Source organism: Streptomyces sp. NPDC057543 (assembly GCF_042801895.1).
GTDB lineage: Bacteria > Actinomycetota > Actinomycetes > Streptomycetales > Streptomycetaceae > Streptomyces.
The window spans coordinates 60345-84978 of record NZ_JBHVFF010000002.1 but is presented as its reverse complement, the minus strand read 5'-3'; the positions used below and the strand labels follow the sequence as shown (position 1 = coordinate 84978).

The window sequence follows — 24634 nt, the reverse complement described above, 5'->3', positions numbered from 1 at the left end:
GCTCACGCGGCTGCCTGCTCGGCATCCGCGGCGGTGATCCCCTTGGTCGAGGCGATCACGTTCTTCAGCTTCTTGGAGAGCGCCTCATAGAACATGCTCAGGGGAAACTCGTCCGGAAGCACATCGTCGACGAGCTTACGCGGCGGCTGGGACAGATCCAGCGCGTCCGGACCCTTGGCCCAGCGGGAGCCCGGGTGCGGTGCGAGATAGGTGGCGACCAGGTCGTACGCGGCGAACCAGTGGACGAGCTTGGGGCGGTCGATGCCGTCCCGGTAGAGCTTCTCGATCTCGGCGCACAGCTGATTGGTGACCTGCGGCGCACGGCTCCAGTCGATCCTCAGCGTGTTGTCCGTCCAACGGATCACGTCGTGCTTGTGGAGGTACGCGAAGAGAAGCTGACCGCCGAGGCCGTCGTAGTTGCGGACACGCTCGCCGGTGACGGGGAAGCGGAACATCCGGTCGAACAGCACGGCGTACTGCACGTCGCGGCCCTGCGGGAAGCCGTCGGCCTCCAGTTTCACGGCCTCCTTGAAGGCGGTGAGGTCGCAGCGCAGCTCCTCCAGGCCATACATCCAGAACGGCTGGCGCTGCTTGATCATGAAGGGGTCGAACGGCAGGTCACCGTGGCTGTGCGTCCGGTCGTGGACCATGTCCCAGAGCACGAAGGCCTGCTCGCAGCGCTGCTGGTCGCCGACCATTTCACGGATGTCGTCGGGCAGCTCGACGCCGAGCAGCTCGACCGCGGCCTCGGTGACCCGGCGGAACCGGGCGGCCTCGCGATCGCAGAAGATTCCGCCCCAGCTGAAGCGCTCGGGGGCCTCGCGCATGGCGACGGTCTCCGGGAAGAGCACCGCGGAGTTGGTGTCGTAGCCCGAGGTGAAGTCCTCGAAGGTGATGCCGCAGAACAGCGGGTTGTCGTAGCGGGTGGCTTCGAGCTCGGCCAGCCAGTCCGGCCATACCATCCGCAGGACGACCGCTTCGAGGTTGCGGTCCGGGTTGCCGTTCTGGGTGTACATCGCGAAGACGACCAGGTGCTGCAGCCCGTCGGCGCGGCCCTTGGCCGGCTGGAACGCGAGCAGCGAGTCGAGGAAGTCCGGCACACCGAAACCGTCCGCGGCCCAGCGACGCAGGTCCACGACCAGAGCACGGTGGTAGGCCGCGTCGTGCGGGAGCAGCGGGGAGAGCTCCTCGATCGCGGCGACCACACGGTCCAGCGTGGCCCGGGCAGCCTCCCCGGACGGCGCGCCCTCGGCGTCGAAGTCGATGGAACCGTCCTTCGACTGCCAGGGCCGGATCTCCTCCACGGCATTCTTGAGCGTGGGCCAGGCCGGGTGCTCGACCACCCGCCGGTCTGTAGTTATGTCACCTACGGCAACGTCGTGCTCAAGAATTTCCGTCATAACTCTTCCTCCACGGGAGAACCTCGCGTCAAGCAACCGTATCCATGCGCGGTTCCTTCGGACAAGTGGGCTTCAGGAAATTATCCTGCCGACCCCCCGCCGTCACCGCGATTCTTCCTGCACTGCATCCATTCCGCGACCACTTCCGTCGACAGGGCGTGGTTCGATGGCGGCCGGCGGGAGGTGGGCCATTAGGCTGCCGTAGTGCCGTGCCGCCGGGTGGGTAGGAGCCGCACGCGGGCAGGACACCGTCGACGGAAGCGAGTTGCCTTGTCTTTTCTCACCATCGGTCATCGCGGAGTGATGGGCGTGGAGCCGGAGAACACCCTGCGGTCGTTCGTCCATGCGGAACGGGCCGGGATGGACGCCATCGAGCTGGACCTTCATCTGAGCAAGGACGGCGCGCTGGCCGTCATGCACGACGCCGATGTCGACCGTACGACGGACGGCAGCGGTCCGATCGCCCAGAAGACCTTGTCCGAGCTGCGCGAGCTCGATGCCGGGCAGGGTGAGCGGGTGCCGGTCTTCGAGGAGGTGCTCGACGCCGTACGGTCCCCCGTACAGGCGGAGATCAAGGATGTGGCGGCGGCCCGCGCCCTGGCCGAAGTGATGCGGCGGCGCGGTCTCGTCGACCGGGTGGAGGTGTCGTCGTTCCACGACGAGGCGGTAGCCGAGATCGCCCAACTGGTGCCGGGAGTACGGACCGTACTCATCGCGAGCCGCTGGCGGAGCGATGTGGTGGAGCGGGCGAAGGCGGTGGGTGCGGCGACGCTGGCGCTGAACATCCGCCGCCTCACCCTGGAGGTGGTCGAGCAGGCGCACGCCGAAGGACTGAAGGTCATCGGCTGGGTGGTGAACACCCAGGACCATCTGCGGCTGGTACGCGCCCTGCGGCTGGACGGCGCGACCACCGACTACCCGGACATCCGCCGCGCCGGCCGCTTCACCGCTTGATCACCCGACCGGCGGGACCGTTCTCCGGCTCTGCCGGATCGATCAACGACCCGGTCCGGTCGGTCGTCCGACCGGACCGGCCAGGTCCTTGACGAGCAACTCGAACGCGAGATCGTCGCGCTGCGGGATGCCGAAGCGCGCGTCGCCGTACGGGAACGGGCTGAGCTTTCCTGTACGGCGGTAGCCGCGCCGCTCGTACCAGGCGATCAGCTCCTCGCGCACCGATATCACGGTCATGTGCATCTCGCTCACCCCCCAGCTCTCCTGGACGGTGCGCTCGGCCTCCGCGATGATCACCTTGCCGAGACCGGCTCCCTGCAGCTCGGGACGGACCGCGAACATCCCGAAGTAGGCGGCTTCACCCCGGTGTTCGAGCTGGCAGCAGGCGACGAGCGCACCGTCGCGCTCCACCACGAGCAGTCGGCTGCCGGACGCTTCGACGACCTCGCGGACGCCGTCCGGGTCGGTCCGCTGCCCCTGCAGGATGTCCGCCTCGGTGGTCCATCCGGCCCGGCTGGAGTCCCCCCGGTACGCCGACTCGATCAGCGTCACAAGTTCGGGCACATCGGCGTCGGCCGCATCGCGGAAGGTCAGCTGTCCCGGGTCCTGGGCAGGGGCTGTGTCCATGGCGGTGGCTCTCCGTTTCTCTGTTGTGGCCGTGCCGGAGCAGCGTATCCCGCATGCTCGGGGCCTATGGTCGGGCGCATGGTTCATGTGCTGAGCAGCCGGATCCTGTTGCGTCCGGCCGATCCCGAGCGGTCACGGATCTTCTACGGGGAGTCGCTCGGGCTGCCCGTCTACCGGGAGTTCGGCACCGGTCCCGAGCGGGGCACCGTCTACTTCCTCGGCGGTGGCTTCCTGGAGGTCTCCGGGCGCGCTGCCACCCCGCCGGTGCCCGGACTCGAACTGTGGATGCAGGTCGCGGACGTCCGGATGGCGCACGAGGAGGTGTCGGCCCGCGGTGTCGAGGTGCTGAGGCCGCCGGTGCGTGAGCCGTGGGGGCTCGTCGAGATGTGGATCCGCGATCCGGACGGGCACCGGATCGTCATGGTGGAAGTGCCGGCGGACCATCCGCTGCGCCACCGCCCCTAGAGGCACCGCTCGCGCCGTCAACGCGGGGCGCGGCTTCTCTCGAGCCCGGGACGCGGCCTCTCTCAGCGCGCGGCGCGGCTTCTTTCCGCGCAGTCGATGAGCACGGGCAAAGCCTTCTCCAGGCCCCCGTCGTGGTCCGCGAACGCGAGGCTAGCCGGCTCCCTCGGCGCCTCGTCCATGGAACGGCTCCCCACCGAGCGCCATCACCGATCAGGTACGCGCCTTCAAGTCCCTCGCCCTCGGCCGACCGGGCCGTGCCGGCACAGCGCGCGGCCGGGAACACCCCCTCCGCGCGCTCCCTTGTACCTCAGTGCGCCGCGTATGACGGTCCCGGCCCGGGCATCGACCAAGAGGGACCCAAGTCGTACGTCCAGGGGGAGGTGCGCTGTGCACGGACCGGCGGTGTCCGGCTGGCTGCTGATGGCGTTGTGCGGGGTGACGGGTGCGTACTGCCTGCTGCGCACGCGCGGCGAGACCGGGGAGGAACGCAGGGCGGCGCGGGCCGAGGCGCTGATGGGCTTCGGCATGGCCGCCATGGCGGTGCCGGCTGCTGTCGTGACACCACCGGTGTGGGGGTGGGCGGTGTACGCGGTGCTGTTCGGCCTGGCCTCGTTGCGCGCGCTGTGGTTCGCCCGGCACAGCGCGCACCATCTGCACCATCTGGTCGGGTCGTCGGCAATGGTGTACATGGCGGTGGCGATGGCACCGGGCGGCGGAGGAGCTCATGGCGGGCACGCGGGCCACGGCGTCGCGGCGACGGCCGGGGGTGTACCCCTGCTGACCGGACTGCTGCTGGCCTACTACGCGGCGTATGTACTGAGGTCGGGGACCCGGTTGATACCGGTGGCCACCATGGCGGGCGGTAGCGGGCCGGGCGGTGGCGGCTGGGCCGGTCGACCCGAGTTGGCTCTCGCCTGTCGGCTGACCATGGGAATAGCCATGTTCGCGATGCTGCTCGCTCTCTGAGAGATCTGCCGGATCTCCGAGAGAGCGAGTGGGCCGAACCGTGGCGTACATCACTTGCCGTGCAGAGCCATACCCGTGGGTACCACGGCGCTCATAGGCTGACGCCATGTTGGTCTCCCTCGCGCTGCTGTTGCTCGGTGCACTGGCCGCCGTCGTGACCCCGCGTCTGATGGCGCGGGCCCAATGGCCGGAGCGTGAGCCCGTTGTCGCGCTGTGGGTGTGGCAGTGCGTGGTGGCCGGGGTGCTGCTCTGTTTCGCGCTCTCCATGACGTTCAGCGCGGCCGCGGCCTGGCAAGCGGTGCGCGGGCATGTGTTCGCGCCGGCGCCACGTGCCGTGGTGGAGGCGTATGCGCTGGGCGGACACGGGCGGTGGTCCGCCGCCATGGCCGTGCTGCTGGCGCTCGGCGGGGTGTGGACGGCGGCGATGCTGACCCGGGAGATCCGTCGCGCCCGGGTGCGTCGCAGGCGGCGCCGGGCCGAATTGCTGGTGCGTTCCCCGCTGATGCCCGGGGAGGAGCCCGGCAGTGGCCGGCTCGTCGTGCTGGAGGGAGAGCGCCCGGACGCCTGGTGGCTGCCGGGTGCGGCGCCTCAACTGGTCATCACCACCGCGGCGCTGGGCCGCCTGAAAGGCCGTCAGCTGGATGCGGTGCTCGCTCATGAGCAGGGCCATGCGAAGGCCCGGCACGACTGGCTGCTGCACTGTTCCGGCGCGCTCGCGACCGGGTTTCCCCAGGTGCCGGTGTTCGCGGCCTTCCGCGACGAGATGCACCGGCTGGTCGAACTGGCCGCGGACGATGTGGCGTCGAGGCGTTTCGGGCGGCTGACGATCGCCCTGGCCCTGGTGGAACTCAACGAGGACCGGGGCGTGTTCGGCCCCTGCCCGACGCCGGGCGCGGAACTCCCGCTGCGGGTGAACCGACTGCTGACCCCGGTGGAGCGGCTCACGGCCGGCCGTCGGCTCCGGCTGACGGCAGCGGCCGCCCTGGTGCCGGTGGTTCCTCTTCTGGTGGCCTTCCTTCCAGGACTCACAGCGCTGGGATAGCCGGGGACGCGGAACTTCCGCGAAGATCGCCCCATGTCATCCCCGTCGCCGGTCCCGCCGGCCCACACACGATTCCGCGTGAGCCCGTTCGGCACGGCCGTGTTCTGCACCGCTCTCGCCCTGGTCCTGCTGATCCTGGTCGCCGGACGCTGGTCGCCGTTGATGACGCTGGACCGTACGGTCGCGGACGCCCTGCACCGAAGGGCGGTCACCGAACCCGGCCTCGTCCACGCCAACCGGGTCCTGACCGACTGGGTATGGGATCCGTGGACGATGCGCGCCCTGATCACGGTGGCCGTGGTGGTGCTGTGGTGGCGCGGGGGGCAGGCGCTCGCGGTGTGGATCGCCGCGACGAGCGTGCTGTCGGCTCTCCTGCAGCAGGGGCTGAAGGCCGCGGTCGGCCGGGAGCGGCCCCGGTGGCCGGACCCGGTGGATTCCGCTCACTACGCGGCGTTCCCCTCGGGTCACGCCATGACGGCGATGGTGAGCTGCGGTCTGCTTCTCTGGCTGCTGCGCAGGCACGGCACAGGACCCCGGGTGTGGCGGGCGGCGCTGGTGGTGGCCTGGGTCTCGGTGATCGGAGTGGGCGTCACCCGGCTCTACCTGGGGGTGCACTGGCCGAGCGACGTACTGGGCGGCTGGCTGCTGGGAGCGGCTCTGGTCGGGTTCTCCATCGCCGGTTTCGCCCGGTACGAGGAGCGCGGCGGACCGGCCTTGCCGCGGATCTCCTGAACCGGGGAGGATCGCGTCCATGCAGATCAAGGGTGTGCTCTTCGACTTCTCCGGGACTCTCTTCCGTATCGAATCGGTCCAATCCTGGTTGCGCGCGGTCCTCGCCGAGCGGGAGGTGGCGGTGAGCGAGGCCGACTTCGAGCGGTACGCGCGAGGGCTGGAGGCTGCCGGTGCGTTGCCGGGCGGTCCGCTTCCCCGGCACGTTCCCGACCGGCTCGCCGATGTGTGGGCCACCCGAGACGAGAGCATGGACCTCCACCGGGAGGCGTACACCGGGCTGGCCCGGCAGGTGTCCCTGCCGGATCCGGGGCTGTACGACGCGCTGTACGAGCGGCACAGGTCACCCGCCGCCTGGCTGCCGTACCCGGACGCGGCGGAGGTGCTCGGCGCACTGCGCGACAGCGGCATCCGCATCGGCGTCGTCAGCAACATCGGCTGGGACCTGCGGCCGGTCTTCCGTGCGCACGGTCTGGACGCCCTCATCGACGCCTACGTCCTGTCGTACGAGCACGGCATCCAGAAGCCGGACACACGCCTCTTCCACAGAGCCTGCACACTTCTCGGACAGGATCCGGCGAATGTGGTGATGGTCGGCGACGACCGGCACGCGGACGGCGGAGCGGCGGCGCTGGGCTGCGACGTACGCTTTGTCCACCATCTACCGGTGGAGCAGCGGCCCGACGGGCTGCGGACGCTCGGACTGGTGCCGGGCGTTGCCTGAGAGACATGTGAGAGATGTCCCTGACGCGCAATGGGTCGGATTATCACATCGTGGCCTTAGCCTGTATGTATGCCCCGTCGACCCGGCTCCTCCGATTCCATGCGTACCGCCGCCGTGGTGAACAAAGAGATCCGTGACCTGTGGGAGCGCTCAGGCGGCTGCCTGTCCCCGGAGGACGAGGAGCAGTACCAGCGGTTGCTCGTGGAATGGGCGGAAGCGACCGGCGGGAACGCAAGGTCCGCCGCCTGACCCGGGTGCCGGATGCCGTACCCCTGCGCCGTCGGCTGCGGCGCGTCCCGCCGGACCGTGGGACCGGCCCGGCGGGACACATGCAGCGCGCGGTGGAGCAGGACGGTGCGGGTCGAGCGGTTGACCGGGCGGGATCAGCGGTCGAAGTAGTCCGGCTGCGTCTGGACATTGAGCTCGTTCAGCCGCACCCGCTTCGCCGGGTCGGTCCGCCGGTCGTCGAGCTTCAGGACGTCGAAGCCCTTGGCGATGTCGTTGGAGTAGATGTAGCCGTTGTAGTAGTACGCCGACCAGGAGCCGGCCGTGGTGACCGCATCCGTGCTGACGGGGCCGCGCTCGAAGTAGCCGATCTCCTTCGGCTTCGAGGAGTCGGTGAAGTCCCACACCGAGACCCCGCCCTGGTACCAGGCCTGGACCATCACGTCGCGGCCCTTGACCGGGATGATCGAACCGTTGTGTGCGACGCAGACCTCGGTGTCGGCCTGCGGGCGGTCGATCTTGAAGTAGCTGCGGAAGACCAGCCTGCGGTGGTCTCCCTTGCCGACGATGTCGTAGATGCCGTCGGCGCCGCGCTTCGGGCCGATCTCCTCGTTGCAGGTGGCCGCGCCACCACCGCCGAGCTCATCGGTGAAGACGACCTTGTCCGCCTTCTGGTTGAAGGTCGCGGAGTGCCAGAACGCGAAGTTCACATTGTCCTGCACCCGGTCGATGATCTTCGGGTTCTCCGGGTCCTTGATGGAGAACAGCAGGCCGTCACCCATGCAGGCACCGGCCGCCAGGTCCTTCGAGGGCAGCACGGTGATGTCGTGGCAGCCGGTGGTCTTGGAGACACCCGGATTGGTCGGAGCGCCCGGATTACCGCCGTCCGGGAAGAGCACCGGGAAGTTCACGACCGCGGCCTTCTCGGGTGCGTTGCGCGGCACCTTGATGATGGAGATCCCGTCGTGCGGCGGCTGGCAGTCGGGGAAGGCTTCGCTCGGCGAGTACGAGGAGACGTACACGTAGACGTTCTTGCCGTCGGGGACCAGCGTGTGCGTGTGCGATCCGCAGGCGGTCTCGACTGCGGCGACGTACTTCGGGTTGCGCTTGTCACTGATGTCGAAGACCTTCATGCCCTCCCAGGAGGACTTCTCCGTGGCGGGCTGGGTGGTGCTGGTGCAGGAGTTGTCGCTGCGCGAGGAGTCGGTGGACAGGAAGAGGAGGTTCCCCGAGACCGAGATGTCGTTCTGCGAGCCGGGGCAGAGGACCTGCGCGACCGTCTTCGGGGCCTTCGGATCTCTGATGTCGAAGATCCGGAAGCCGTCGTAGTTTCCGGCGTAGGCGTACGTCCCCTGGAAGGCCAGGTCCGTGTTCAGCCCCTTGAGCGCGTCCTTCGGGACGTTGGCCAGATGGGTGATGTTGCCACTGTGGACGATCTCGTCCACGCCGGGTATTTCGCCGCTCGTGATGGCGGCCGCGGCTGCGGCTTCCTGGGCGGCGGAGACATCGGTACGGGCGGCGCTCGCGTCATCCGGTTCGGGCGTCGCGGCTGCGGGACCGGCCATCAGCAGAGTGGCCAGCAGGCCGGCGGCTGCTGCCGCCACGCCCAGGCGTCTGCGCCGCACCGGGCTCGTGTGCAACGAAATCACTGCGTCCTCCCATGTATCCGAACGTAGTTGAACGGTTCACGGACCCCGGCAGTATCGTCCTTCCCACGGCTGTCCCAACAGATGGCAACAGAGACGTAATGAAAGTTTCTGATCACTGTCGTGCGGAAGCGTGTTAAGACGGTTGACAACCGCCCCATATGGCAATGGAGGTCCACTTGCTGATTCGCCGTCAGACCATGTGTGTACGCAGATCCGTGCTCGTCGTGGCCGTAGTGGCCGCCGCTTTCGCACTGGGCGCGTGCGATGCGGGAAGTGGTGACACTGGCACGAACGCGCAGTCGGGCGGCGGGCCTTCGGTGGTTGCGCCCGGCAAACCGGGAGAGCCCGCACGGACCCTGTCCGCGGAGGAGGCCGTGAAGGCCGCCGGAAACAATGCCCCTAATTCGGCCGACTTCCGGTACGTGCAGATGATGATCCAACACCACGCCCAGGCACTGGAGTTGACCGGCCTCGTCGCCGCCCGCTCCGACTCCGCCGCGGTCAAGCGCCTCGCCGAACGCATCACCGCGGGCCAGAAGCCTGAGATCGGCGCGATGGAAGGATGGCTCACGCACAACGGCGGAGAGAAGCGCACCACCGGCCACGATCACTCGGCGATGCCGGGAATGGCGACCCAGGCGCAGCTGGAGCAGTTGCGGGCGGCGGACGGCGCGGCCTTCGACAAGCTCTTCCTGAAGTTGATGACCACCCACCACCAGGGGGCGATCACTATGGCGACCGACGTGCTCTCGCAGGGCAACGACGTGCAGGTCGAGGAGATGGCCGGGGACGTCGTCGCCCAGCAGACGGCGGAGATCGACCGAATGCGCGCGATGTCGTCCTGAGCGCGTCCCGGGCGCGCCTCTCCCCCGCACCGGCCGCCGGTGTCATGCTGGACTGAGCCTGTGGGAAGAGGTGCGCCGTGCTCCGTGTCGCCGTCGTCGGCTCCGGTCCCAGCGGGGTCTACACCGCCCAGGCCCTGGTCGGGCAGGACCAGGTGCCCGGTGTCCGGGTCCATGTGCTGGACCGGCTCCCCTGCCCGTACGGCCTGGTGCGCTATGGCGTCGCCCCCGACCACGAGAAGATCAAGTCGTTGCAGAACGGTCTGCGGGCCGTCCTGGAGCACGAGCGGATCACCTTTCTCGGCAATGTCGAGGTGGGCGGCGACGGGATCCCGCCCGAACGGCTCGGCGAGCTCTACCAGGCGGTGGTCTACTGCGTCGGGGCGGCGACCGACCGCGGCCTCGCGATCCCCGGCGAGGACCTGCCCGGCAGTTTCTCCGCGACCGAGTTCGTCTCCTGGTACAGCGCGCACCCGGACGCCGCCGCCAACAGCTTTGCGCTGCGGGCCCGTTCGGTCGTGGTGATCGGGGCCGGCAATGTGGCGGTGGACGTGACACGGATCCTCGCGCGGAGCGCGCCGGAGCTGCACCCCACCGACGTACCGCACGCCGCGCTCGGGATACTGGCCGGGAGCCGGGTTCACGAGGTCCACATGGCGGGCAGGCGCGGCCCCTCGCAGGCCAGGTTCACCACCAAGGAGCTGCGGGAGCTGGGCGCGCTGCCGCAGGCACGGGTGGTAGTGGACGAGGCGGAGCTGGCTCTCGACCCGGCGTACGTCGATCCGTCTCCCCCCTCGGCCCGTTCCGCACCGCCGAACGCGCCGCCCTTGACCGCGGCGGCGCGGCGCAATGTCGAGGTCCTGCGCGGTTGGGCCGCGGCGGGGGCCTCGGGTGTCGGCGCGGCGGGAGCCACGGAAGGAAGTCCCGTGCGCACGATCCGGCTGCGGTTCTTTCTGCGTCCCGTCGAGCTGCTGGAGCGGGACGGCCGGGTGGCCGGGGTGCGGTTCGCCCGTACCGTGCCGGACGGCAGCGGAGGCGTACGCGACTCCGGTACGTACGAGGACATTCGCGCCCAGCTCGTGCTGCGGGCCGTCGGCTACCGCGGGATGCCGCCGTCCGGCCTGCCGTTCGACATGGTGCGCGGAACGGTGCCGCATCTGGCGGGGCGGGTGCTGCGGGACGGGGTGCCGTCGCCCGGGGAGTACGTCGCCGGGTGGATCAAGCGCGGGCCCACCGGGGTGATCGGTTCGAACCGGTCGTGCGCGAAGGAGACGGTGGGGTCATTGCTCGACGACGCCCCGCTGCTCGCCGCGCGCCCGTCGGCGCCCGACCCCGTGGCCGCGCTGCGGGCGTGGGGGCTGCGTCCGGTGGAATGGGAGGGCTGGCTGTCCATCGAGCGGGCTGAGGCGGCGCTGGGCAGGTCGCTGGGCCGGGGACCGGTGAAGATCCCGGACTGGGCGGGACTGCTGAGCGCCGCGCAGGGTGGCGCCCCGGGCGGATCGTGAAGCTACCGGCCCCAGTGCCTGTCCGGCGGATCATGGCCTGGGTCGCGACACCTGGCACGGCACCTCGCGGCGTTGCCGAAACGCCCGAACAGCTCCTTCGCCAAGCTCTCAACTCCGTTCGAGCAGGGGAGACCCCACCTCAGGACGCTCCGGCGCCTTGCGATGCACCCGCACCGGACGCCGCGCCCTGTCCGACCTGATCCGCCGGACAGGCACTAGCCGTCGCGCCGCGCCTGCCGGTTCGCGGCGTCGAGGACGCTGTCGAGCAGGCCCGGGAACAGCGCTTCCAGATCATCGCGGCGCAGCCCGTTCATCTTGGCCGTACCGCGGTAGATCTGCTCGACGATGCCGCTCTCGCGCAGCACCCGGAAATGGTGTGTGGACGTCGACTTGGACACCGGCAGGTCGAAGCAGGAACAGCTGAGCTCGGATTCGGAGGCTGCCAGCTCGCGGACCACACGCAGCCGCATCGGATCGGAGAGCGCGTGGAGCACTCCCTCGATGCGGATCTCGTCGCGCGTGGGGTGGTCGAGCGCGCGGCCACCGACCGCAGCGGCGCTTGTGGCGGGGGCGCTGGCTGGGGTCATGATGGCTCCGCTTCCTGGTCCGGTCCGGCATCCCATAATACGAGACCCATCGTAGTTCGGGATCCGCCGTGTGCCGGGGTGAGCAGCCGGTCAGCCGCTCAGCAGGTCCGGGTTCCCGGCGAGTGAGGCGAGGTGTCCCGCCGGGTCGGCGATCAGTTTGCGGGCCGTCAGGTCGAGCAGTCCCGCCACACCCGTGACCTGCGCCGCGACCGTGCCGTCCTCCTTGAGGATCTGCTGCGCGACCTCGAACGTCTTCCCCTTGCCGTATACGAACCGACAGGTCACCCGAACCCGATCGCCGCCGCGCAGTTCCCGCAGGAACTTCACCGTCGTCTCAAGGGCCACCGGCCCGACGCCACTGGCCAGCAGCTTCTCCTGCGGCAGGCCGGCCGCGCGCAGCAGTTCCCAGCGCGCGTGCTCTGCGTACTGCAGGTAGACGGCCTGGTTCAGGTGCCCCTGCGTGTCGAGCTCGTAGCCCCGGACGGTCACGTCCACAGAAAAGGTCATGCCGTACCAACATCACCGCGTATTCCGGCATTCCCGTCCGGCGGTCGCGGCATCCGGGCTGGGACCGGGTTCGGGGTGAGGTGGGGAGACCCGAACTCGGCGCGGCTGCGGGCGACTTCGCCGGGGCGCGGCTCGGTGCGGGGCGCGTCCCGGCGAGGACCGCATGGTCGGACCGTGCGTCAGACCGCGCGGAGGTACTGCTCCGGCGTACGGACATCGCCGCCCAGTTCGCGGGCCGCGTACTGGGCCCACGACGGGCTCCGCAGCAGCTCGCGGCCGAGGAGGACGGCGTCCGCCCGGCCCTCGGTGATGATCTTCTCGGCCTGCTGCGGTTCAGTGATCAGGCCGACGGCGGCCACGGGTAGCGCGGCCTCCGCCCTGACCCGCTCGGCGAAGGGAACCTGGTAGCCCGGCCCGGTCTCGATGCGGGCGCGCGGGGCGTTCCCGCCGCTGGAGACGTCCAGCAGGTCGACACCGTGGGCCCGCAGCTCCTTGGCCAGCCGCACGGTCTCGTCGACGGTCCAGCCCTCGCGCTCGTCCTCGTCGTTCTCCGTGAGCCAGTCCGTGGCGGAGATCCGGAAGAGGACGGGCAGTTCGTCCGGCCAGACCTCCCGCACGGCGTCGACGACCTGCAGCGCGAAGCGGACGCGGTTCTCGAAGCTGCCGCCGTACTCGTCCGCCCGCCGGTTGCTGTGCGGGGAGAGGAATTGGCCGATGAGGTATCCGTGGGCTCCGTGCACCTCGGCGACCTCGAAACCCGCGTCGAGGGCGCGGCGGGCCGCCTCCCGGAACCTGCCGACGATGCCCTGGATCTCGTCCACCGTCAGCTCGTGCGGCACGGGGTGATCGTCGTCGAACGGCAGCGGGCTGGGGGCGACGGGCGTCCAGCCGTGCGCGTCCGGACCGACGGGGCCGCCGCCCAGCCAGGGGGCCGCAGTCGACGCCTTGCGTCCGGCGTGGGCGAGTTGGATGCCGGGAACCGATCCCTGCGCCTTGACGAAGTCCGTGATCCGCCGGAAGGCGGCGGCCTGGGTGTCGTTCCAGATGCCGAGGTCCGCCGGGCTGATCCGGCCCTCGGGGCTGACGGCCGTCGCCTCGGTGAGGATGAGCCCGGTTCCGCCGATGGCGCGCGCCGCGAGGTGGGCGAAGTGCCAGTCGCCCGGGACACCCGCGTTCGGCCCGACCGGTTCGGCGCTGTACTGGCACATGGGCGCCATCCACACCCGGTTGGGAATGACGAGCGACCGCAGGGTGTAGGGCTCGAAGAGGGCACTCACGTCGGACTCCGTTTCGACGGGTACGGAAGAATCGCTAGTACGATACTCTTCGTACTACGACACCCGTCAAATTACGACGTTCCTCGTACAAGCGAGCCGCCGTTCCCGGTCCACCCGCGCCGTGCGAGCGTGATCGCGGCCTCCGCGTCGTACTCCTGGGTCCAGCTGCGTCCGGCGCCCGACTTCCAGGTGACCCGGGCGGTGGCGCCGTCGACCCTGACGCTCTCCACCGTCATGACCCGGTCGCCGTCCCGTACGTCCCCGCGGCGCAGCTCGCCCGCCTTCACGGTGACGGGCTGCGCCGACTGCGCGCTCTCGGCCTCGTCCGCCGCGCGGGCGAGAGCCGCCGCCAGCTCCCGGGCGCGGGTCGGGGTGCAGATCACAGCGATCTCACCCGACGGCGCCACGCCCCGGATCCGGACCCCCGCCCCGACGGAGGTCACCTCCAGGGACGCGGCGTGTCCGTCGTGGTCCTCGATCCCATGCGTCATCGTTCTGTTCTCCCCTTGCCCGTACACCCTTCGGCCCGGTTCGGCCGGAGGCTCCCGGCGGGCCCAGGTAGCTGGGCCAGAGGCCGCCGGTGTCGACCACCGGGTTCCACAGCACCACCGTCGGGTCGACCATCCAGAATTTGAACACGTGGACGCCGGTTCGACCGATCCGGTGCACCGTACCGGTGACATTGACGTCGGCCGGTCCCTACCAGGGTCGATGAAGGCGCGACGGGGAGATTTCGAAAGTTTCGAGAAGCTCCCCGCACAGCCGGCGGGAAGGCGGGGCTCCTGTGCGGGGAGGTTCTCGGAACGGGGAAGAGGGCGCCAGGTCAGTTCCCGGTCGCGGCCGGGAACTGCGCCGCCTACTCGACGGTGGTTTCGCAGACCAGCCGACGCCGGTGATCGACCGTGCGCTCGGGGCCGGTGAGCCGCAGCCGTACCGTCTGCCGGATGTCGCGAACGGCACTCGATGCGGCGAGCCGCAGTTCCAGGTCGCCGGGTTCGACGATCCGCCTGCCACCGATGCCGGTGAAGGAGACCAGATCGGCATGGAACCGGAAGGTGACCTTCCGGGCTTGTCCGGCCGCGAGTTCCACCCGGGTGTAGCCGATCAGCCGGGCCTGCGGGCGGGTGGTCTGGGCGACCGGGTCGTGGACGTAGAGCTGCACGACCTCTGCCCCTTCGCGGTCTCCGGTGTTGCGTACGGTGACCTCGATGTCGGCGGATCCGTCGGTGCGGATCTCGCCCGGTGCGGGCTCGCCGGGCTCCCAGTCGAAGGTGGTGTACGACAGGCCGTGCCCGAAGGGGTGCAGCGGTGTCGGGTCCAGGTTGCTGACCTCGTTCGCCAGGCCGAGTGGCGGCTGGAGGTACGTCCACGGCTGACCGCCCGGGCCGTGCGGGATGCCGACGGGCAGCCGCCCGGAGGGGTTGACCCGGCCGGACAGCACACCGGCCAGCGCCGGACCGCCCTCCTCGCCGGGGAAGAACGCCTGGACGGTCGCGGCCGTCCGGCTCGCCCAGCGGCCCAGCGCGTACGGACGTCCCGTCAGCAGGACCAGGGCCACCGGGGTTCCGGTCGCCAGCAGCGCGTCCAGCAGTTCGCCCTGGACGCCGGGCAGGGACAGGTCGGCGGCGTCGCAGCCCTCGCCGGACGTGCCGCGACCGAAGAGTCCGGCCCGGTCGCCGAGCACCGCGATGCAGACGTCTGCGTCCCGGGCGAGCTCCGCGGCGGCGGCGATGCCCGTGGTGTCCGTACCGTCCACGTCGCAGCCCCGCGCCGAGGACAGCTGCGCCGCGGGGAACTCCGCGCGCAGCGACTGGAGCACGGTCGGGATGTCGATCCCCATCGGCACCTCGGGGTGCGAGACGCCGACGTGGCTGGGGAAGGAGTAGCAGCCGAGCATGGCGAGCGCGTCGTCGGCGCGCGGGCCGACGACCGCGATCCGGCCGTCGCCGCGCAGCGGCAGCGCGCCGGCGGGGTTGGCGAGCAGGACACACGCCTCTTCCGCCAGCTTCCGGGCCAGGGCCCGGTTCTCCGGCGGGTCGAGGTCCACCGTCGCGCGGACCTGTTCGGGGTCGGTGCCGAGGAGCACGGCGGGCAGCGGGGTCCAGTCCGGGTCGAGCAGTCCGAGCTCGCACTTCTGGAGCAGTACCCGGCGCAGCGCCCGGTCGACCAGTTCCTCGGCCACGGCGCCGTCCCGTACGGCGGTCACGAGCACCTCGCCGTAGCTGCGGACGGTCGGCAGCTCCACGTCGACCCCGGCGCCCAGTGCGAGGCGGGCCGCATCGGCGCGGTCGGCGGCGATCTTGTGCAGGGTCTCCAGGAAGCCGATACCGAAGTAGTCGGCGACGACGGTGCCGGTGAAGCCCCAGGTGTCCCGGAGGAGTCCGGTGAGCAGGGCCGGGTCGGCGGCCGCGGGCAGTCCGTCGATCTCCGCGTAGGAGTGCATCACCGAGCGGGCGCCGCCTTCGCGCAGCGCCATCTCGAAGGGCGGGAGGACGATGTCGGCCATCTCGCGTGCCCCGGCCCGGACCGGCGCGTGGTTGCGGGCGCCCGCCGACGCGGCGTATCCGGCGAAGTGTTTGAGGGTGGCGACGATTCCGGCGGACTCCAGGCCGCGGACATAGGCGGTGCCGATGGTGGCGACGAGGTAAGGGTCCTCGCCGATGGTCTCCTCGACGCGCCCCCAGCGCAGATCGCGCACCACGTCGAGGACGGGAGCGAGGCCCTGGTGGATTCCGACCGACCGCATGTCGCGGCCGATCCGGCCGGCCATCTCGGTCACCAGCTCCGGGTCCCAGGAGGCGCCCCACGACAGCGGCACGGGGTAGGCGGTGGCGCCCCACGCGGTGAAGCCCGCCAGGCACTCCTCGTGGGCGAGGGCGGGGATGGCGAACCTGCCGGACTCGGTGATCCGGCGCTGTGCGCGGGCCAGTGCGACCGCGCCGACGCCGGGGTCGACCGGTGCGGTGCCGAACGGCCGGGTCAGCTGGCCGAGTCCGTGGGCGGTGACGTCCTCCCAGTCGACGGGGTCCATGTCGTTCTGGTGCGGCGCGACTCCGTCGCCGTCGGCGTCGGCGCCCACCCAGACTCCGTACAGCTGGGCGGCCTTCTCCTCCAGGGTCATCCGGGGCACGAGGTCGGCCACTCGCTCCTCGGGGGTGAGCGAAGGGTCGCGCCAGGGGCCGTCGACCGCGGGATCGGGGTCGGCCCTGCGGACGTGCGGGACGGGTTGGGTTGCCATGGCGGCAGCGGTTCCTCTCGTGAATGCGGTGGTACGGGGCGGCGTGGGAGAGCTACTTGCCGCCCACTCCCATCAGGCCGTTGATCAGCGCCCGCCGTGCCACGAGGTAGACGGCGAAGATGGGCACCACGGAGAGGACGATCGCTGCCAAGGTGGCGGGGATGTTCACTCCGAACTGGGTCATGAAGTTGAACAGGCCAAGGGTCAGGACCCGGTTCTCCTCCGACTGGGTCAGGATCAGCGGGAAGAGGAAGCCGTTCCATGCCTGGATCGCCGTGTAGATCGCCACCGTGCTGATGCCCGCCCGGGACATCGGGACGGCCAGTTGCAGCAGCATGCGCACCGGCGTGGCGCCGTCGAGCGCCATCGCCTCGTACATCTCCTCGGACACGTCGCGCATGGTGCCGCTGAGCACCAGCACCGCGACGGGCATCGAGAAGGCCGCGGTCGGCAGGATGATCGCGGGCAGGGTGTCGTAGAGCCCCATCCTGCCGATCAGCAGATAGAGCGGCACGATCACGGCCTGCGCCGGGATCGCCACGCCGAGCAGGAAGGTCCGGAACGCGAGCGACGAGAGCCGGCCACGGGTGCGTACCGCCACGTAGGCCACCGGCACGGAGAGCACCAGCACGATGGCCACGGTGGCCACCGCGACGATCGCGGTGTTGGCCAGCATCGAGATGAAGCCGCTGTGCAGCACGGTGTTGTAGTTGTCGAGCGTCGGGTGTGCCGGGAAGGCCAGCGGATCGCCGTTGAGTGCCTGGTCCTGGTGCATCAGCGACGAGGAGATCAGCGTGTAGACCGGCACGATCACGATGACCAGCCAGACCAGCGAGCCCAGTCCGGCCAGCGGGTTGCCGCGCGGCCTCCAGCGGCGGGCGGAGCCTGCGGGACGGTGTGCGGTGCGGCGTACGGGGCGCGTCGTCGTCGCCGAGCGGGTGTCGTATGACATGGCGTCACATACCTTCCCGGGTGGAGCGCATGTTCCCGAAGCCGCTGAAGCGGACGAGAATCAGCGACAGGCCGGTGGCCACGACGACCAGGGCCGTGGCGATGGCCGCGGCGTAGCCCAGGTCGTAGGTCTGGAATCCGGTCCGGTACATCAGGTAGGGCAGGACCGTGGTGTCCGTGCCGGGACCGCCCTTGGTCATGATCAGTACGGTGTCGAAGTAGGTCAGCGAGCCGACGATCATCAGGACCGACGAGGTCGTCACGGTGTTGCGCAGCTGCGGCAGCGTGATGTGGAAGAACTGCCGCACCATGCCCGCGCCGTCGATGGCCGCCGCCTGGTGGAGGACCTCCGGGATCTGGCGCGTTCCGCCCTGGTAGATCAGGGTGTGGAAGGGCATGAACTGCCAGCCGCCGACGAACGCCACGGTGAGCAGCGCCCCGGTGGACGAGCCCATGATGTTCGGGTCGATCCCGAACCAGGGCCCGATCTCCTTGATCACCCCGAAATTGGGGTCCAGCAGCGCGTGGAAGAGCATCGCGATCGCGGTGGTGGAGAGCAGCAGCGGGATGAAGAAGACCGCGGAGAGCACGGTCCGGCTGCGCTGCCGGCCCGCCGCCCAGACGCCGAGCAGCAGGGCCACGGGGGTCTGGAAGGCCCAGCTGATCGTGGTGAGCAGCAGGCTCAGCCAGGCGGCTTGGCGGAATTCGGGGTCCTTGAACAGCCGCGTCCAGTTGCCCACGCCGGTCAGAGCCGGGGAGTTGAGGCCGTCCCACTGGCAGAAGGAGAGGTACACGGCGATCGCCAGCGGGACGATCGCGAAGACGGCGAAGAACAGGATGCCCGGGGCGGCCCAGCCGACCGGCGGACGGCCGACGTTGCCGGCGGCCGTCCCCTTCCCCCGTCCGCGCGTCCTCGGGTGCGGAGTGTGGTGCGACATCTCTACTTGACGGCCTTCATCGCTGCGACGAACTGCTCGGGCGTGGTCTGGCCGGCGAACAGCTTGCTGATCTCGGTGAGGAGGGGGGTGGCGTACCGGGACTCCAGCGCCTGGTCCCAGGAGAGCGTGAAACTGGGGGCCTTCCGGACCATCTGGTACTGGTCGGCGGCGAACTGCGGGTTGGGCGAGGAGCTCAGCATCGACGACGCGTCGGAGGTGGTGGGGATGTCGCCGTTGTCCACCAGGGACTTGGCGTACTTCTGGGACGCCATCGTCTTCAGGAACGCGATGGCGGCGTCCTTGTGCTTCGTAACGGCGTTGACGGACCAGTAGTTGGTGGGGTTGCCCACCACGTTCGCCGGGTCACCGGCGCCTCCGGCCACCGTCGGGAAGGCGGTCCAGCCGAGGTCCTTCTTGGCGAACCCGGGCGCCTTGCCCAGCTGCGTCGAGTACTCCCACGAGCCCATCAGGTGCATGGCGGCCTTGCCCTTGTTGAGCAGGGTGGGGGCGCCGCCGTTGCCGTAGTCGACCGAGTTGAAGTTCTTGCCGAACGCGCCCTGGTCCACGAGCTCCTTGACGGTCTGTGCCGCCTTGAGCACCGCCGGGTCGCCCCAGCCGGAAGTGTCGCCGTTCTGGATCTTCCGGAAGACGTCGGGGCCGCCGATCCGGTCCAGCAGGTACTCCATCCACATCAGCTCGGGCCACTTGTCGGAGCCGCCGAGCGCGAAGGGTGTGATGCCCTTGCTCTTGAAGGTGGTGATGACCTTCTGCAGGTCCTCCCAGGTCTTGGGGGCCGCCACGCCGTTCTCGGCGAAGAGGGACTTGTTGTAGAAGAGCATCACGGGTTGCATGCCGCGCATCGGCACCCCGTAGATCTTCCCGTCGAGACCGCCCGCCGTCATGATCGACGGCAGGAACCCGTCCTTCAGCGTGGCGTCGTTCTTGACCGTCTCGCTGAGGTCGACCAACTGCTCGGCGTCGACGTAGGGCTTGATGGATCCGCCGCCCCAGTTGAAGAAGACGTCCGGGGCGCTGGGCGAGCCCATGGAACTGCGCAGCTTGTTCACGTAGTCGGTGCCGGGGACCGACACCAGCTTGACCTTGACCTCGGAGGTCTTGTTGAACTCGTTCACGGCGGCCTGTTGGATCTTGACCGAGTCGTCGCCGTACACATAGGCGGTGATCGTTCCGCCGCCGCTGCCGCTGATACCGCCGGAACCGCAGCCGGTCAGCAGTCCGGCCATGACCATGGCCGCACCTGCCGCGGTCCATCTCGCTGCTCGCGTCCCCTGAGTGAATATGCCCGACCGCATGACCACACCTCTGTCGAATGTTTCGAAGAACGCCTCGAATGTTGCCGGAACCGTACGGTCGCGTTTTGGGGCCGTCAAGAGGTGTGGCGAGGCATTCACACAGGAGGAGCGGCCCACCCGATCGCGGCGGCGGGAGGCTACGATTCCCGTATGAGCCCCGCAAATGCCCACCCCCAACAGGAGAAAACGCCGATCGGCGAGCCGTCGGAAGGCAACGCCACGCTGGCGGAAATCGCCCGGGCCGCCGGAGTATCGGCTCCGACAGTTTCGAAGGTGCTGAACGGACGCGCCGACGTCGCCCCGGGTACCCGCACCAAGGTGGAGGAGTTGCTGCTGCGCCACGGCTACCGCCGCAGGCGTGGCTCCACGGCCCGGTCCCAGCTGATCGACCTCGTCTTCCACGAGCTGGACAGCTCCTGGGCCATGGAGGTCGTCCGAGGCGTCGAGAACGTCGCCCGGGAGGAGGGGCTGAGCCTGGTGCTCTCCGAGAGCGCCGGCCGGCCGACCCCCGGGCAGACCTGGGTGGACGGCGTGCTGGCCCGTCGGCCGGTCGGGGTGATCCTGGTGCTCTCGGACCTGACGGCCGCCCAGCGCGCCCAGCTGACCAGCCGCAACATCCCGTACGCCGTGGTCGACCCGGCGGGCGACCCGGGTGACGACGTACCTTCGGTCGGGACCACCAACTGGCAGGGCGGCCTGGCCGCCACCCGCCACCTGACCGGGCTCGGACACCGCCGGATCGGCGTCATCAGCGGCCCGTCCCGCATGATGTGCAGCCGCGCCCGCGTCGACGGCTATCGGGCGGCGCTGGAGACCGCGGGACTACCCATCGATCCGGAACTGATCCGGGAAGGCGAGTTCCGCCACGAGGCAGGCTACGCGGCGGCCCTCGGACTGCTGCGGTTGCCCGACCCGCCCACCGCCCTGTTCGCGGGCGACGATCTCCAGGCCCTCGGCGTCTACGAGGCCGCCCGCGAACTGGGGCTGCGCATCCCGGAGGACCTGAGCGTCGTCGGCTTCGACGATCTGCCCCTCACCCGGTGGATCGGCCCGCCGCTCACCACGGTGCGCCAGCCGCTCATCGAGATGGCCGAGACCGCCACCCGCCTGGTCCTCGACCTCGCCCGGGGTGATCGGCCCGCGACCACTCGCGTCGACCTGGCCACCAAGCTGGTGGTCCGCAGCAGCACCGCCGCGCCCGGTCGCTGACCCCGCACCCAGCTCACCCGGCCCGGCCTGCACTTATTTCCGTTGTGGGCCGGGCCGGCCCCGCGTACCGTCCCCCGTCATGACGACCACTCCCACCCTGCACACCGAGCGGCTCCTCCTGGAGCCGTACACACCCGCGGACGAGGAAGGCTTCGTGGCGCTCTTCCAGGACACCCGGGTGTCCCGGTGGATCGGTGACGGTCCGCAGACCGAGGCCGAGGACCGCGCCCTGTTCGGGCGGATCTTCAGCAAGGTGTACGCCCAGGAACTCTTCGACGTATGGGCCGTACGCCATGGCGGCCGTCTGGTCGGCCACGCCGAGATCAAGCCCTCCCCGTCCCCGGATGTGGACGGTCACGAGATCGTCTACGCCCTGGCTCCGGCCGCATGGGGGCAGGGGTTCGGCACCGAGGTCGCGAAGGCGCTGACCTCGTACGGGTTCGGCGCCCTCGGGCTCACCGAAGTGCACGCGACGGTGGCCGCCGAGAACGACGCCTCGCTGGCGCTGCTGGGCCGGATCGGCTTCCGGCACGTCCGGGACGCGGTGGAGGACGACGGCAGCACGACCCGGGTCCTGAGCTGCTCCGCCGGTGGTGACGGCGCCGGGGCCGGTCAGCCGCGGTAGACGTCCAGGCGCCCGCACATGCCGAACTTCCCCAGCGCGAAGGGCTGTTCGGCGTGTACGCGGGCATCGGCGAGGTGTCCGCCGTCACCACGGGTCAGGGCGTCGAGCTGGCTACTGGTCACCTCGGACGCGGCAGCGGCCCCCTTCCGCCAGCGCTCCCGCCAGTCCTCGACCCTCGGGCGTACGAGTGCGGCGGCGGCCCGGTGGAAGGCGGCGAGCGGTTCGGGGTCGCCCGCCTCGGTGGCCCGGCGCAGCGCGAGGAAACCCTCGACGGCGAGGTCCCGGCGGGCGCGGGCGGCCCGTTCCTGTTCCGCTTCAAAACCGTCGGCGGGAAGGACGACGGCCGCCCGGTAGGCCTCGGGGTCCGCCAGGTGGCGGGGCGGCAGAGTGAGGACGGCGTCACCGGCCTCGGGCAGTCCGCTGTTCTCCATGAGGACGATGATGCGCAGCCCATCCTCGTTGACGAGGCGGTGGATCGTGCCCGGCGTGAACCAGACCAGTGCCCCGGGGGCCAGTGGCGTCTGCCGGAACCCGGACGTGGTGAGGGTCTGCACCGAGCCCGAGCCCCCGATCACCACATACCCCTCGGAGCAGGTGAGGTGGAGATGGGGTGTCCCGCCGCGCAGGCCGTCCACGGCGGGCCAGTCGTAGACCCGCAGGTGGGACACGGCGACGGCGCCGGGCAGCCCTTCGAAGGTCGGCACAGGTGCTCCCAGATCGCTCCGCGAAAGCGTTCGGCAAGCGCTTTCCACATGTGCTGCACCGTACCGCCGCCGACCGTGGAAGCAACAGGGTCCGGATCTCCGGGGCCGCCCTGCGGGCCTCTGTCAGTGGTGGGGTGCAGACTGGCGCGTATCCGGCACAACGGCGTATCGGGAGGTTCGGCCATGACCGACGTACTTCTCACCGTAGGCACCCGCAAGGGACTCTTCATCGGCCGCAGGCGCGGCGGCGCGTGGGAGTTCGACGGCCCGCATTTCAATGCCCAGGCGATCTATTCGATCGCCATCGACACCCGCCGGGAGGTTCCCCGGCTGCTGGTCGGCGGGGACAGCGCCCACTGGGGCCCGTCGGTCTTCCACTCCGACGACCTGGGCGCCACCTGGGTCGAGCCGAAGCAACCGGCCGTGAAGTTCCCGGAGTTCACCGGGACATCGTTGGAGCGGGTCTGGCAGCTGCACCCGGCGGGCCCCGAGGCGCCCGATGTCGTGTACGCGGGGACGGAGCCGGCAGCGCTGTTCCGTTCCGAGGACGGCGGGGAGTCCTTCGAGCTGGTCCGCCCGCTGTGGGAGCATCCGACGCGTTCGAAGTGGGTGCCGGGCGGCGGCGGTGAGGGTCTGCACACCATCCTCACGGACCCGAGGGACGCTCGGGAGGTGACGGTCGCGGTCTCCACGGCCGGGGTGTTCCGCACCAAGGACGGCGGCGCCAGCTGGGCCCCGGCGAACAAGGGCGTGTCGGCGGTGTTCCTCCCCGACCCGAACCCGGAGTTCGGCCAGTGCGTCCACAAGGTGGCCAGGGACGCGGTCGATCTCGACCGGCTCTACCTCCAGAACCACTGGGGGGTTTTCCGGAGTGACGACTCCGGGGACAACTGGACGGACATCGGCCGGGACCTCCCCTCCGATTTCGGTTTCGCCGTAGCCGCGCACCCGCACCGCGCGGACACGGCGTACATCTTCCCGATCAACGCCGACGCCGACCGTGTCCCGGCCGAACACCGCTGCCGGGTGTTCCGCACCGAGGACGCGGGCCGTACCTGGGAGCCGTTGTCGGCAGGCCTGCCCGAGGAGACGCACTACGGCACGGTGCTGCGCGACGCGCTCCGTACGGACGACGCCGACCCGGCGGGCATCTACTTCGGCAATCGCAACGGCGAGTTGTACGCGAGCGCGGACGACGGCGACAGCTGGCAGCGACTCGCCGCGCATCTGCCGGATGTCCTCTGCGTCCGGGCGGCGGTCATCGGTTCGTGACCGCCGGCGGTTGATCCACGCGGCGAACGTCGCCGGGGCGCCACCGTGCGGGACACGCCGTGACACGGGACGCGCCGCGGGGTGATCCGAGGACGTGGCACCTGCTCCTCTCGGGGCCGGTGCCACGTCGAGGTGGAGATCCGGCTGCTACGGCAACTGCCAGTCCACCGGCTGGGCGCCCTGGCGGAGCAGGAGTTCATTGGTACGGCTGAAGGGGCGCGAGCCGAAGAAACCGCGGTCCGCCGACATGGGCGAGGGGTGCGCGGACTCGATCGCCGGGAAGCCGTCGAGGAACGGACGCAGGTTACGGGCGTCACGCCCCCACAGCACGGACACCAGCGGCTTGCCGCGCGCGGCCAGCGCCCGGATGGCCTGCTCGGTCACTTCCTCCCAGCCCTTGCCTCGGTGCGCGCCCGGCTTGCGGGGTGCCGTCGTGAGCGCCCTGTTCAGCAGCAGCACGCCCTGGCGCGTCCACGGTGTCAGATCGCCGTTGGACGGTCGCAAAAGCCCCAGGTCCGTGTGCAGTTCGCGGAAGATGTTCTCCAGACTGCCGGGCAGCTGACGCACATCGGGGGCCACCGAGAAGCTCAGGCCCACCGCCATCCCGGGTGTCGGGTACGGGTCCTGACCGACGATCAGGACGCGTACCTCGTCGAAGGGTTGCTGGAACGCGCGCAGGACGTTCGCTCCGGCGGGCAGATAGGTGCGGCCGGCCGCGACCTCCGCACGCAGGAAATCGCCCATCGCGGCGATGCGTCCGGCCACCGGGGCAAGCGCCTCGGCCCATCCGGACTCGACTACTTCGTTCAACGGTCGTGGTGCCACAAAACATCACTCTACCGGCGTACACGCCCCGCCCCCGACGGGCGGTCCCGCAGGTCATCC

General features: G+C 70.2%; 25 protein-coding genes and 1 pseudogene. 12 read left to right on the top strand and 14 right to left on the bottom strand.

The annotated features are described in order from the left end of the window. Positions 1-2: 2 nt before the first annotated feature. Entirely contained in the window at positions 3-1400 is a 1398-nt protein-coding gene (locus ACFU8Q_RS00985) for a DUF6421 family protein (RefSeq protein ID WP_384446386.1), read from the bottom strand. Between the two features lie 270 nt (positions 1401-1670). Between ACFU8Q_RS00985 and ACFU8Q_RS00980 the strand changes: the two genes are divergently transcribed. After that, on the top strand, positions 1671-2354 hold the full coding sequence (locus ACFU8Q_RS00980; RefSeq protein ID WP_384446385.1) for a glycerophosphodiester phosphodiesterase: 684 nt from the start codon (positions 1671-1673) through the stop codon (positions 2352-2354). A gap of 42 nt (positions 2355-2396) precedes the next feature. Here ACFU8Q_RS00980 and ACFU8Q_RS00975 read toward each other — a convergent pair whose 3' ends face one another. Continuing rightward, complete coding sequence (locus tag ACFU8Q_RS00975; protein ID WP_384446383.1) at positions 2397-2981, bottom strand: GNAT family N-acetyltransferase; 585 nt, start codon at positions 2979-2981, stop codon at positions 2397-2399. A 78-nt stretch (positions 2982-3059) separates the two neighbouring features. Here ACFU8Q_RS00975 and ACFU8Q_RS00970 point away from each other — a divergent pair, with 78 nt between their 5' ends. From ACFU8Q_RS00970 to ACFU8Q_RS00945, 6 genes are all read left to right on the top strand, one after another. Further along, positions 3060-3446, top strand: coding sequence for a VOC family protein (locus tag ACFU8Q_RS00970; RefSeq protein WP_384446381.1), 387 nt, complete (start codon positions 3060-3062; stop codon positions 3444-3446). A 387-nt stretch (positions 3447-3833) separates the two neighbouring features. Continuing rightward, positions 3834-4412, top strand: a complete 579-nt coding sequence (locus ACFU8Q_RS00965; RefSeq protein WP_384446380.1) for a DUF5134 domain-containing protein — start codon at positions 3834-3836, stop codon at positions 4410-4412. A 106-nt stretch (positions 4413-4518) separates the two neighbouring features. Then, positions 4519-5454, top strand: coding sequence for a M56 family metallopeptidase (locus ACFU8Q_RS00960; RefSeq protein WP_384446378.1), 936 nt, complete (start codon positions 4519-4521; stop codon positions 5452-5454). A 33-nt stretch (positions 5455-5487) separates the two neighbouring features. Next, positions 5488-6186 (top strand): phosphatase PAP2 family protein, encoded by a 699-nt coding sequence (locus ACFU8Q_RS00955; RefSeq protein WP_384446376.1) that lies wholly within the window; start codon positions 5488-5490, stop codon positions 6184-6186. Positions 6187-6205: 19 nt separating this feature from the next. Beyond that, on the top strand, positions 6206-6907 hold the full coding sequence (locus ACFU8Q_RS00950; protein ID WP_384446374.1) for an HAD family hydrolase: 702 nt from the start codon (positions 6206-6208) through the stop codon (positions 6905-6907). 69 nt (positions 6908-6976) lie between these two features. Beyond that, complete coding sequence (locus tag ACFU8Q_RS00945) at positions 6977-7156, top strand: hypothetical protein (RefSeq protein ID WP_384446372.1); 180 nt, start codon at positions 6977-6979, stop codon at positions 7154-7156. 134 nt (positions 7157-7290) lie between these two features. Here ACFU8Q_RS00945 and ACFU8Q_RS00940 read toward each other — a convergent pair whose 3' ends face one another. Further along, the gene (locus tag ACFU8Q_RS00940; RefSeq protein ID WP_384446370.1) at positions 7291-8781 is read right to left on the bottom strand and encodes an LVIVD repeat-containing protein; all 1491 of its coding nucleotides are present in this window, start codon (positions 8779-8781) and stop codon (positions 7291-7293) included. 158 nt (positions 8782-8939) lie between these two features. Here ACFU8Q_RS00940 and ACFU8Q_RS00935 point away from each other — a divergent pair, with 158 nt between their 5' ends. Next, positions 8940-9626 carry a DUF305 domain-containing protein gene (locus tag ACFU8Q_RS00935; RefSeq protein ID WP_384446369.1) on the top strand — a complete coding sequence of 229 codons (687 nt, stop codon included), beginning with the start codon at positions 8940-8942 and terminating at the stop codon, positions 9624-9626. A gap of 77 nt (positions 9627-9703) precedes the next feature. Next, the gene (locus tag ACFU8Q_RS00930) at positions 9704-11128 is read left to right on the top strand and encodes an FAD-dependent oxidoreductase (protein WP_384446367.1); all 1425 of its coding nucleotides are present in this window, start codon (positions 9704-9706) and stop codon (positions 11126-11128) included. A gap of 215 nt (positions 11129-11343) precedes the next feature. On the opposite strand, the gene ACFU8Q_RS00925 is transcribed toward ACFU8Q_RS00930, so the two are convergent. The 9 genes and pseudogenes from ACFU8Q_RS00925 to ACFU8Q_RS00885 form a co-directional block, all read right to left on the bottom strand. Then, on the bottom strand, positions 11344-11715 hold the full coding sequence (locus ACFU8Q_RS00925; RefSeq protein ID WP_384446366.1) for an ArsR/SmtB family transcription factor: 372 nt from the start codon (positions 11713-11715) through the stop codon (positions 11344-11346). A 90-nt stretch (positions 11716-11805) separates the two neighbouring features. After that, complete coding sequence (locus tag ACFU8Q_RS00920) at positions 11806-12222, bottom strand: acyl-CoA thioesterase (RefSeq protein ID WP_384446365.1); 417 nt, start codon at positions 12220-12222, stop codon at positions 11806-11808. A 179-nt stretch (positions 12223-12401) separates the two neighbouring features. Then, entirely contained in the window at positions 12402-13499 is a 1098-nt protein-coding gene (locus ACFU8Q_RS00915; protein WP_384446363.1) for an NADH:flavin oxidoreductase/NADH oxidase, read from the bottom strand. Between the two features lie 71 nt (positions 13500-13570). Continuing rightward, positions 13571-13990: a hypothetical protein gene (locus tag ACFU8Q_RS00910; protein ID WP_384446361.1), complete on the bottom strand. Its 420-nt coding sequence runs from the start codon at positions 13988-13990 to the stop codon at positions 13571-13573. A gap of 55 nt (positions 13991-14045) precedes the next feature. Beyond that, positions 14046-14189, bottom strand: a pseudogene (locus ACFU8Q_RS00905) (hypothetical protein); the annotation flags it as partial. Positions 14190-14355: 166 nt separating this feature from the next. Then, positions 14356-16737 (bottom strand): glycoside hydrolase family 3 N-terminal domain-containing protein, encoded by a 2382-nt coding sequence (locus ACFU8Q_RS00900; RefSeq protein WP_384446359.1) that lies wholly within the window; start codon positions 16735-16737, stop codon positions 14356-14358. 52 nt (positions 16738-16789) lie between these two features. Then, on the bottom strand, positions 16790-17689 hold the full coding sequence (locus ACFU8Q_RS00895; protein ID WP_384446357.1) for a carbohydrate ABC transporter permease: 900 nt from the start codon (positions 17687-17689) through the stop codon (positions 16790-16792). Between the two features lie 4 nt (positions 17690-17693). Then, positions 17694-18626, bottom strand: a complete 933-nt coding sequence (locus tag ACFU8Q_RS00890; protein WP_384446355.1) for a carbohydrate ABC transporter permease — start codon at positions 18624-18626, stop codon at positions 17694-17696. A gap of 2 nt (positions 18627-18628) precedes the next feature. Further along, the gene (locus ACFU8Q_RS00885) at positions 18629-19876 is read right to left on the bottom strand and encodes an extracellular solute-binding protein (protein WP_384446353.1); all 1248 of its coding nucleotides are present in this window, start codon (positions 19874-19876) and stop codon (positions 18629-18631) included. Between the two features lie 213 nt (positions 19877-20089). Here ACFU8Q_RS00885 and ACFU8Q_RS00880 point away from each other — a divergent pair, with 213 nt between their 5' ends. Continuing rightward, positions 20090-21148: a LacI family DNA-binding transcriptional regulator gene (locus tag ACFU8Q_RS00880; protein WP_384446351.1), complete on the top strand. Its 1059-nt coding sequence runs from the start codon at positions 20090-20092 to the stop codon at positions 21146-21148. A gap of 79 nt (positions 21149-21227) precedes the next feature. Then, positions 21228-21773: a GNAT family N-acetyltransferase gene (locus tag ACFU8Q_RS00875; protein ID WP_384446350.1), complete on the top strand. Its 546-nt coding sequence runs from the start codon at positions 21228-21230 to the stop codon at positions 21771-21773. Here ACFU8Q_RS00875 and ACFU8Q_RS00870 read toward each other — a convergent pair. After that, positions 21761-22477 (bottom strand): cupin domain-containing protein, encoded by a 717-nt coding sequence (locus tag ACFU8Q_RS00870; protein ID WP_384446348.1) that lies wholly within the window; start codon positions 22475-22477, stop codon positions 21761-21763. The two genes, ACFU8Q_RS00875 and ACFU8Q_RS00870, sit on opposite strands and share 13 nt — an antisense overlap. A gap of 183 nt (positions 22478-22660) precedes the next feature. On the opposite strand from ACFU8Q_RS00870, the gene ACFU8Q_RS00865 reads away from it, so the two are divergent. After that, positions 22661-23749, top strand: coding sequence for a WD40/YVTN/BNR-like repeat-containing protein (locus ACFU8Q_RS00865; protein ID WP_384446346.1), 1089 nt, complete (start codon positions 22661-22663; stop codon positions 23747-23749). Positions 23750-23896: 147 nt separating this feature from the next. Here the strand turns inward: ACFU8Q_RS00865 and ACFU8Q_RS00860 are convergent, their stop codons facing one another. Beyond that, positions 23897-24574 carry a uracil-DNA glycosylase gene (locus tag ACFU8Q_RS00860; RefSeq protein WP_384446344.1) on the bottom strand — a complete coding sequence of 226 codons (678 nt, stop codon included), beginning with the start codon at positions 24572-24574 and terminating at the stop codon, positions 23897-23899. Between the last annotated feature and the right edge of the window lie 60 nt (positions 24575-24634).

Bases quoted from the DNA above. Each gene is read 5' to 3' on its own strand.
- ACFU8Q_RS00900 (WP_384446359.1), bottom strand. From the start codon at position 16,737: ATGGCAACCCAACCCGTCCCGCACGTCCGCAGGGCCGACCCCGATCCC.
- ACFU8Q_RS00945 (WP_384446372.1), top strand. From the start codon at position 6,977: ATGCCCCGTCGACCCGGCTCCTCCGATTCCATGCGTACCGCCGCCGTG.
- ACFU8Q_RS00935 (WP_384446369.1), top strand. From the start codon at position 8,940: ATGGCAATGGAGGTCCACTTGCTGATTCGCCGTCAGACCATGTGTGTA.
- ACFU8Q_RS00880 (WP_384446351.1), top strand. From the start codon at position 20,090: ATGAGCCCCGCAAATGCCCACCCCCAACAGGAGAAAACGCCGATCGGC.
- ACFU8Q_RS00925 (WP_384446366.1), bottom strand. From the start codon at position 11,715: ATGACCCCAGCCAGCGCCCCCGCCACAAGCGCCGCTGCGGTCGGTGGC.
- ACFU8Q_RS00985 (WP_384446386.1), bottom strand. From the start codon at position 1,400: ATGACGGAAATTCTTGAGCACGACGTTGCCGTAGGTGACATAACTACA.
- ACFU8Q_RS00875 (WP_384446350.1), top strand. From the start codon at position 21,228: ATGACGACCACTCCCACCCTGCACACCGAGCGGCTCCTCCTGGAGCCG.
- ACFU8Q_RS00920 (WP_384446365.1), bottom strand. From the start codon at position 12,222: ATGACCTTTTCTGTGGACGTGACCGTCCGGGGCTACGAGCTCGACACG.
- ACFU8Q_RS00955 (WP_384446376.1), top strand. From the start codon at position 5,488: ATGTCATCCCCGTCGCCGGTCCCGCCGGCCCACACACGATTCCGCGTG.
- ACFU8Q_RS00970 (WP_384446381.1), top strand. From the start codon at position 3,060: ATGGTTCATGTGCTGAGCAGCCGGATCCTGTTGCGTCCGGCCGATCCC.
- ACFU8Q_RS00950 (WP_384446374.1), top strand. From the start codon at position 6,206: ATGCAGATCAAGGGTGTGCTCTTCGACTTCTCCGGGACTCTCTTCCGT.
- ACFU8Q_RS00895 (WP_384446357.1), bottom strand. From the start codon at position 17,689: ATGTCATACGACACCCGCTCGGCGACGACGACGCGCCCCGTACGCCGC.
- ACFU8Q_RS00890 (WP_384446355.1), bottom strand. From the start codon at position 18,626: ATGTCGCACCACACTCCGCACCCGAGGACGCGCGGACGGGGGAAGGGG.
- ACFU8Q_RS00885 (WP_384446353.1), bottom strand. From the start codon at position 19,876: ATGGTCATGGCCGGACTGCTGACCGGCTGCGGTTCCGGCGGTATCAGC.
- ACFU8Q_RS00960 (WP_384446378.1), top strand. From the start codon at position 4,519: ATGTTGGTCTCCCTCGCGCTGCTGTTGCTCGGTGCACTGGCCGCCGTC.
- ACFU8Q_RS00910 (WP_384446361.1), bottom strand. From the start codon at position 13,990: ATGACGCATGGGATCGAGGACCACGACGGACACGCCGCGTCCCTGGAG.
- ACFU8Q_RS00865 (WP_384446346.1), top strand. From the start codon at position 22,661: ATGACCGACGTACTTCTCACCGTAGGCACCCGCAAGGGACTCTTCATC.
- ACFU8Q_RS00975 (WP_384446383.1), bottom strand. From the start codon at position 2,981: ATGGACACAGCCCCTGCCCAGGACCCGGGACAGCTGACCTTCCGCGAT.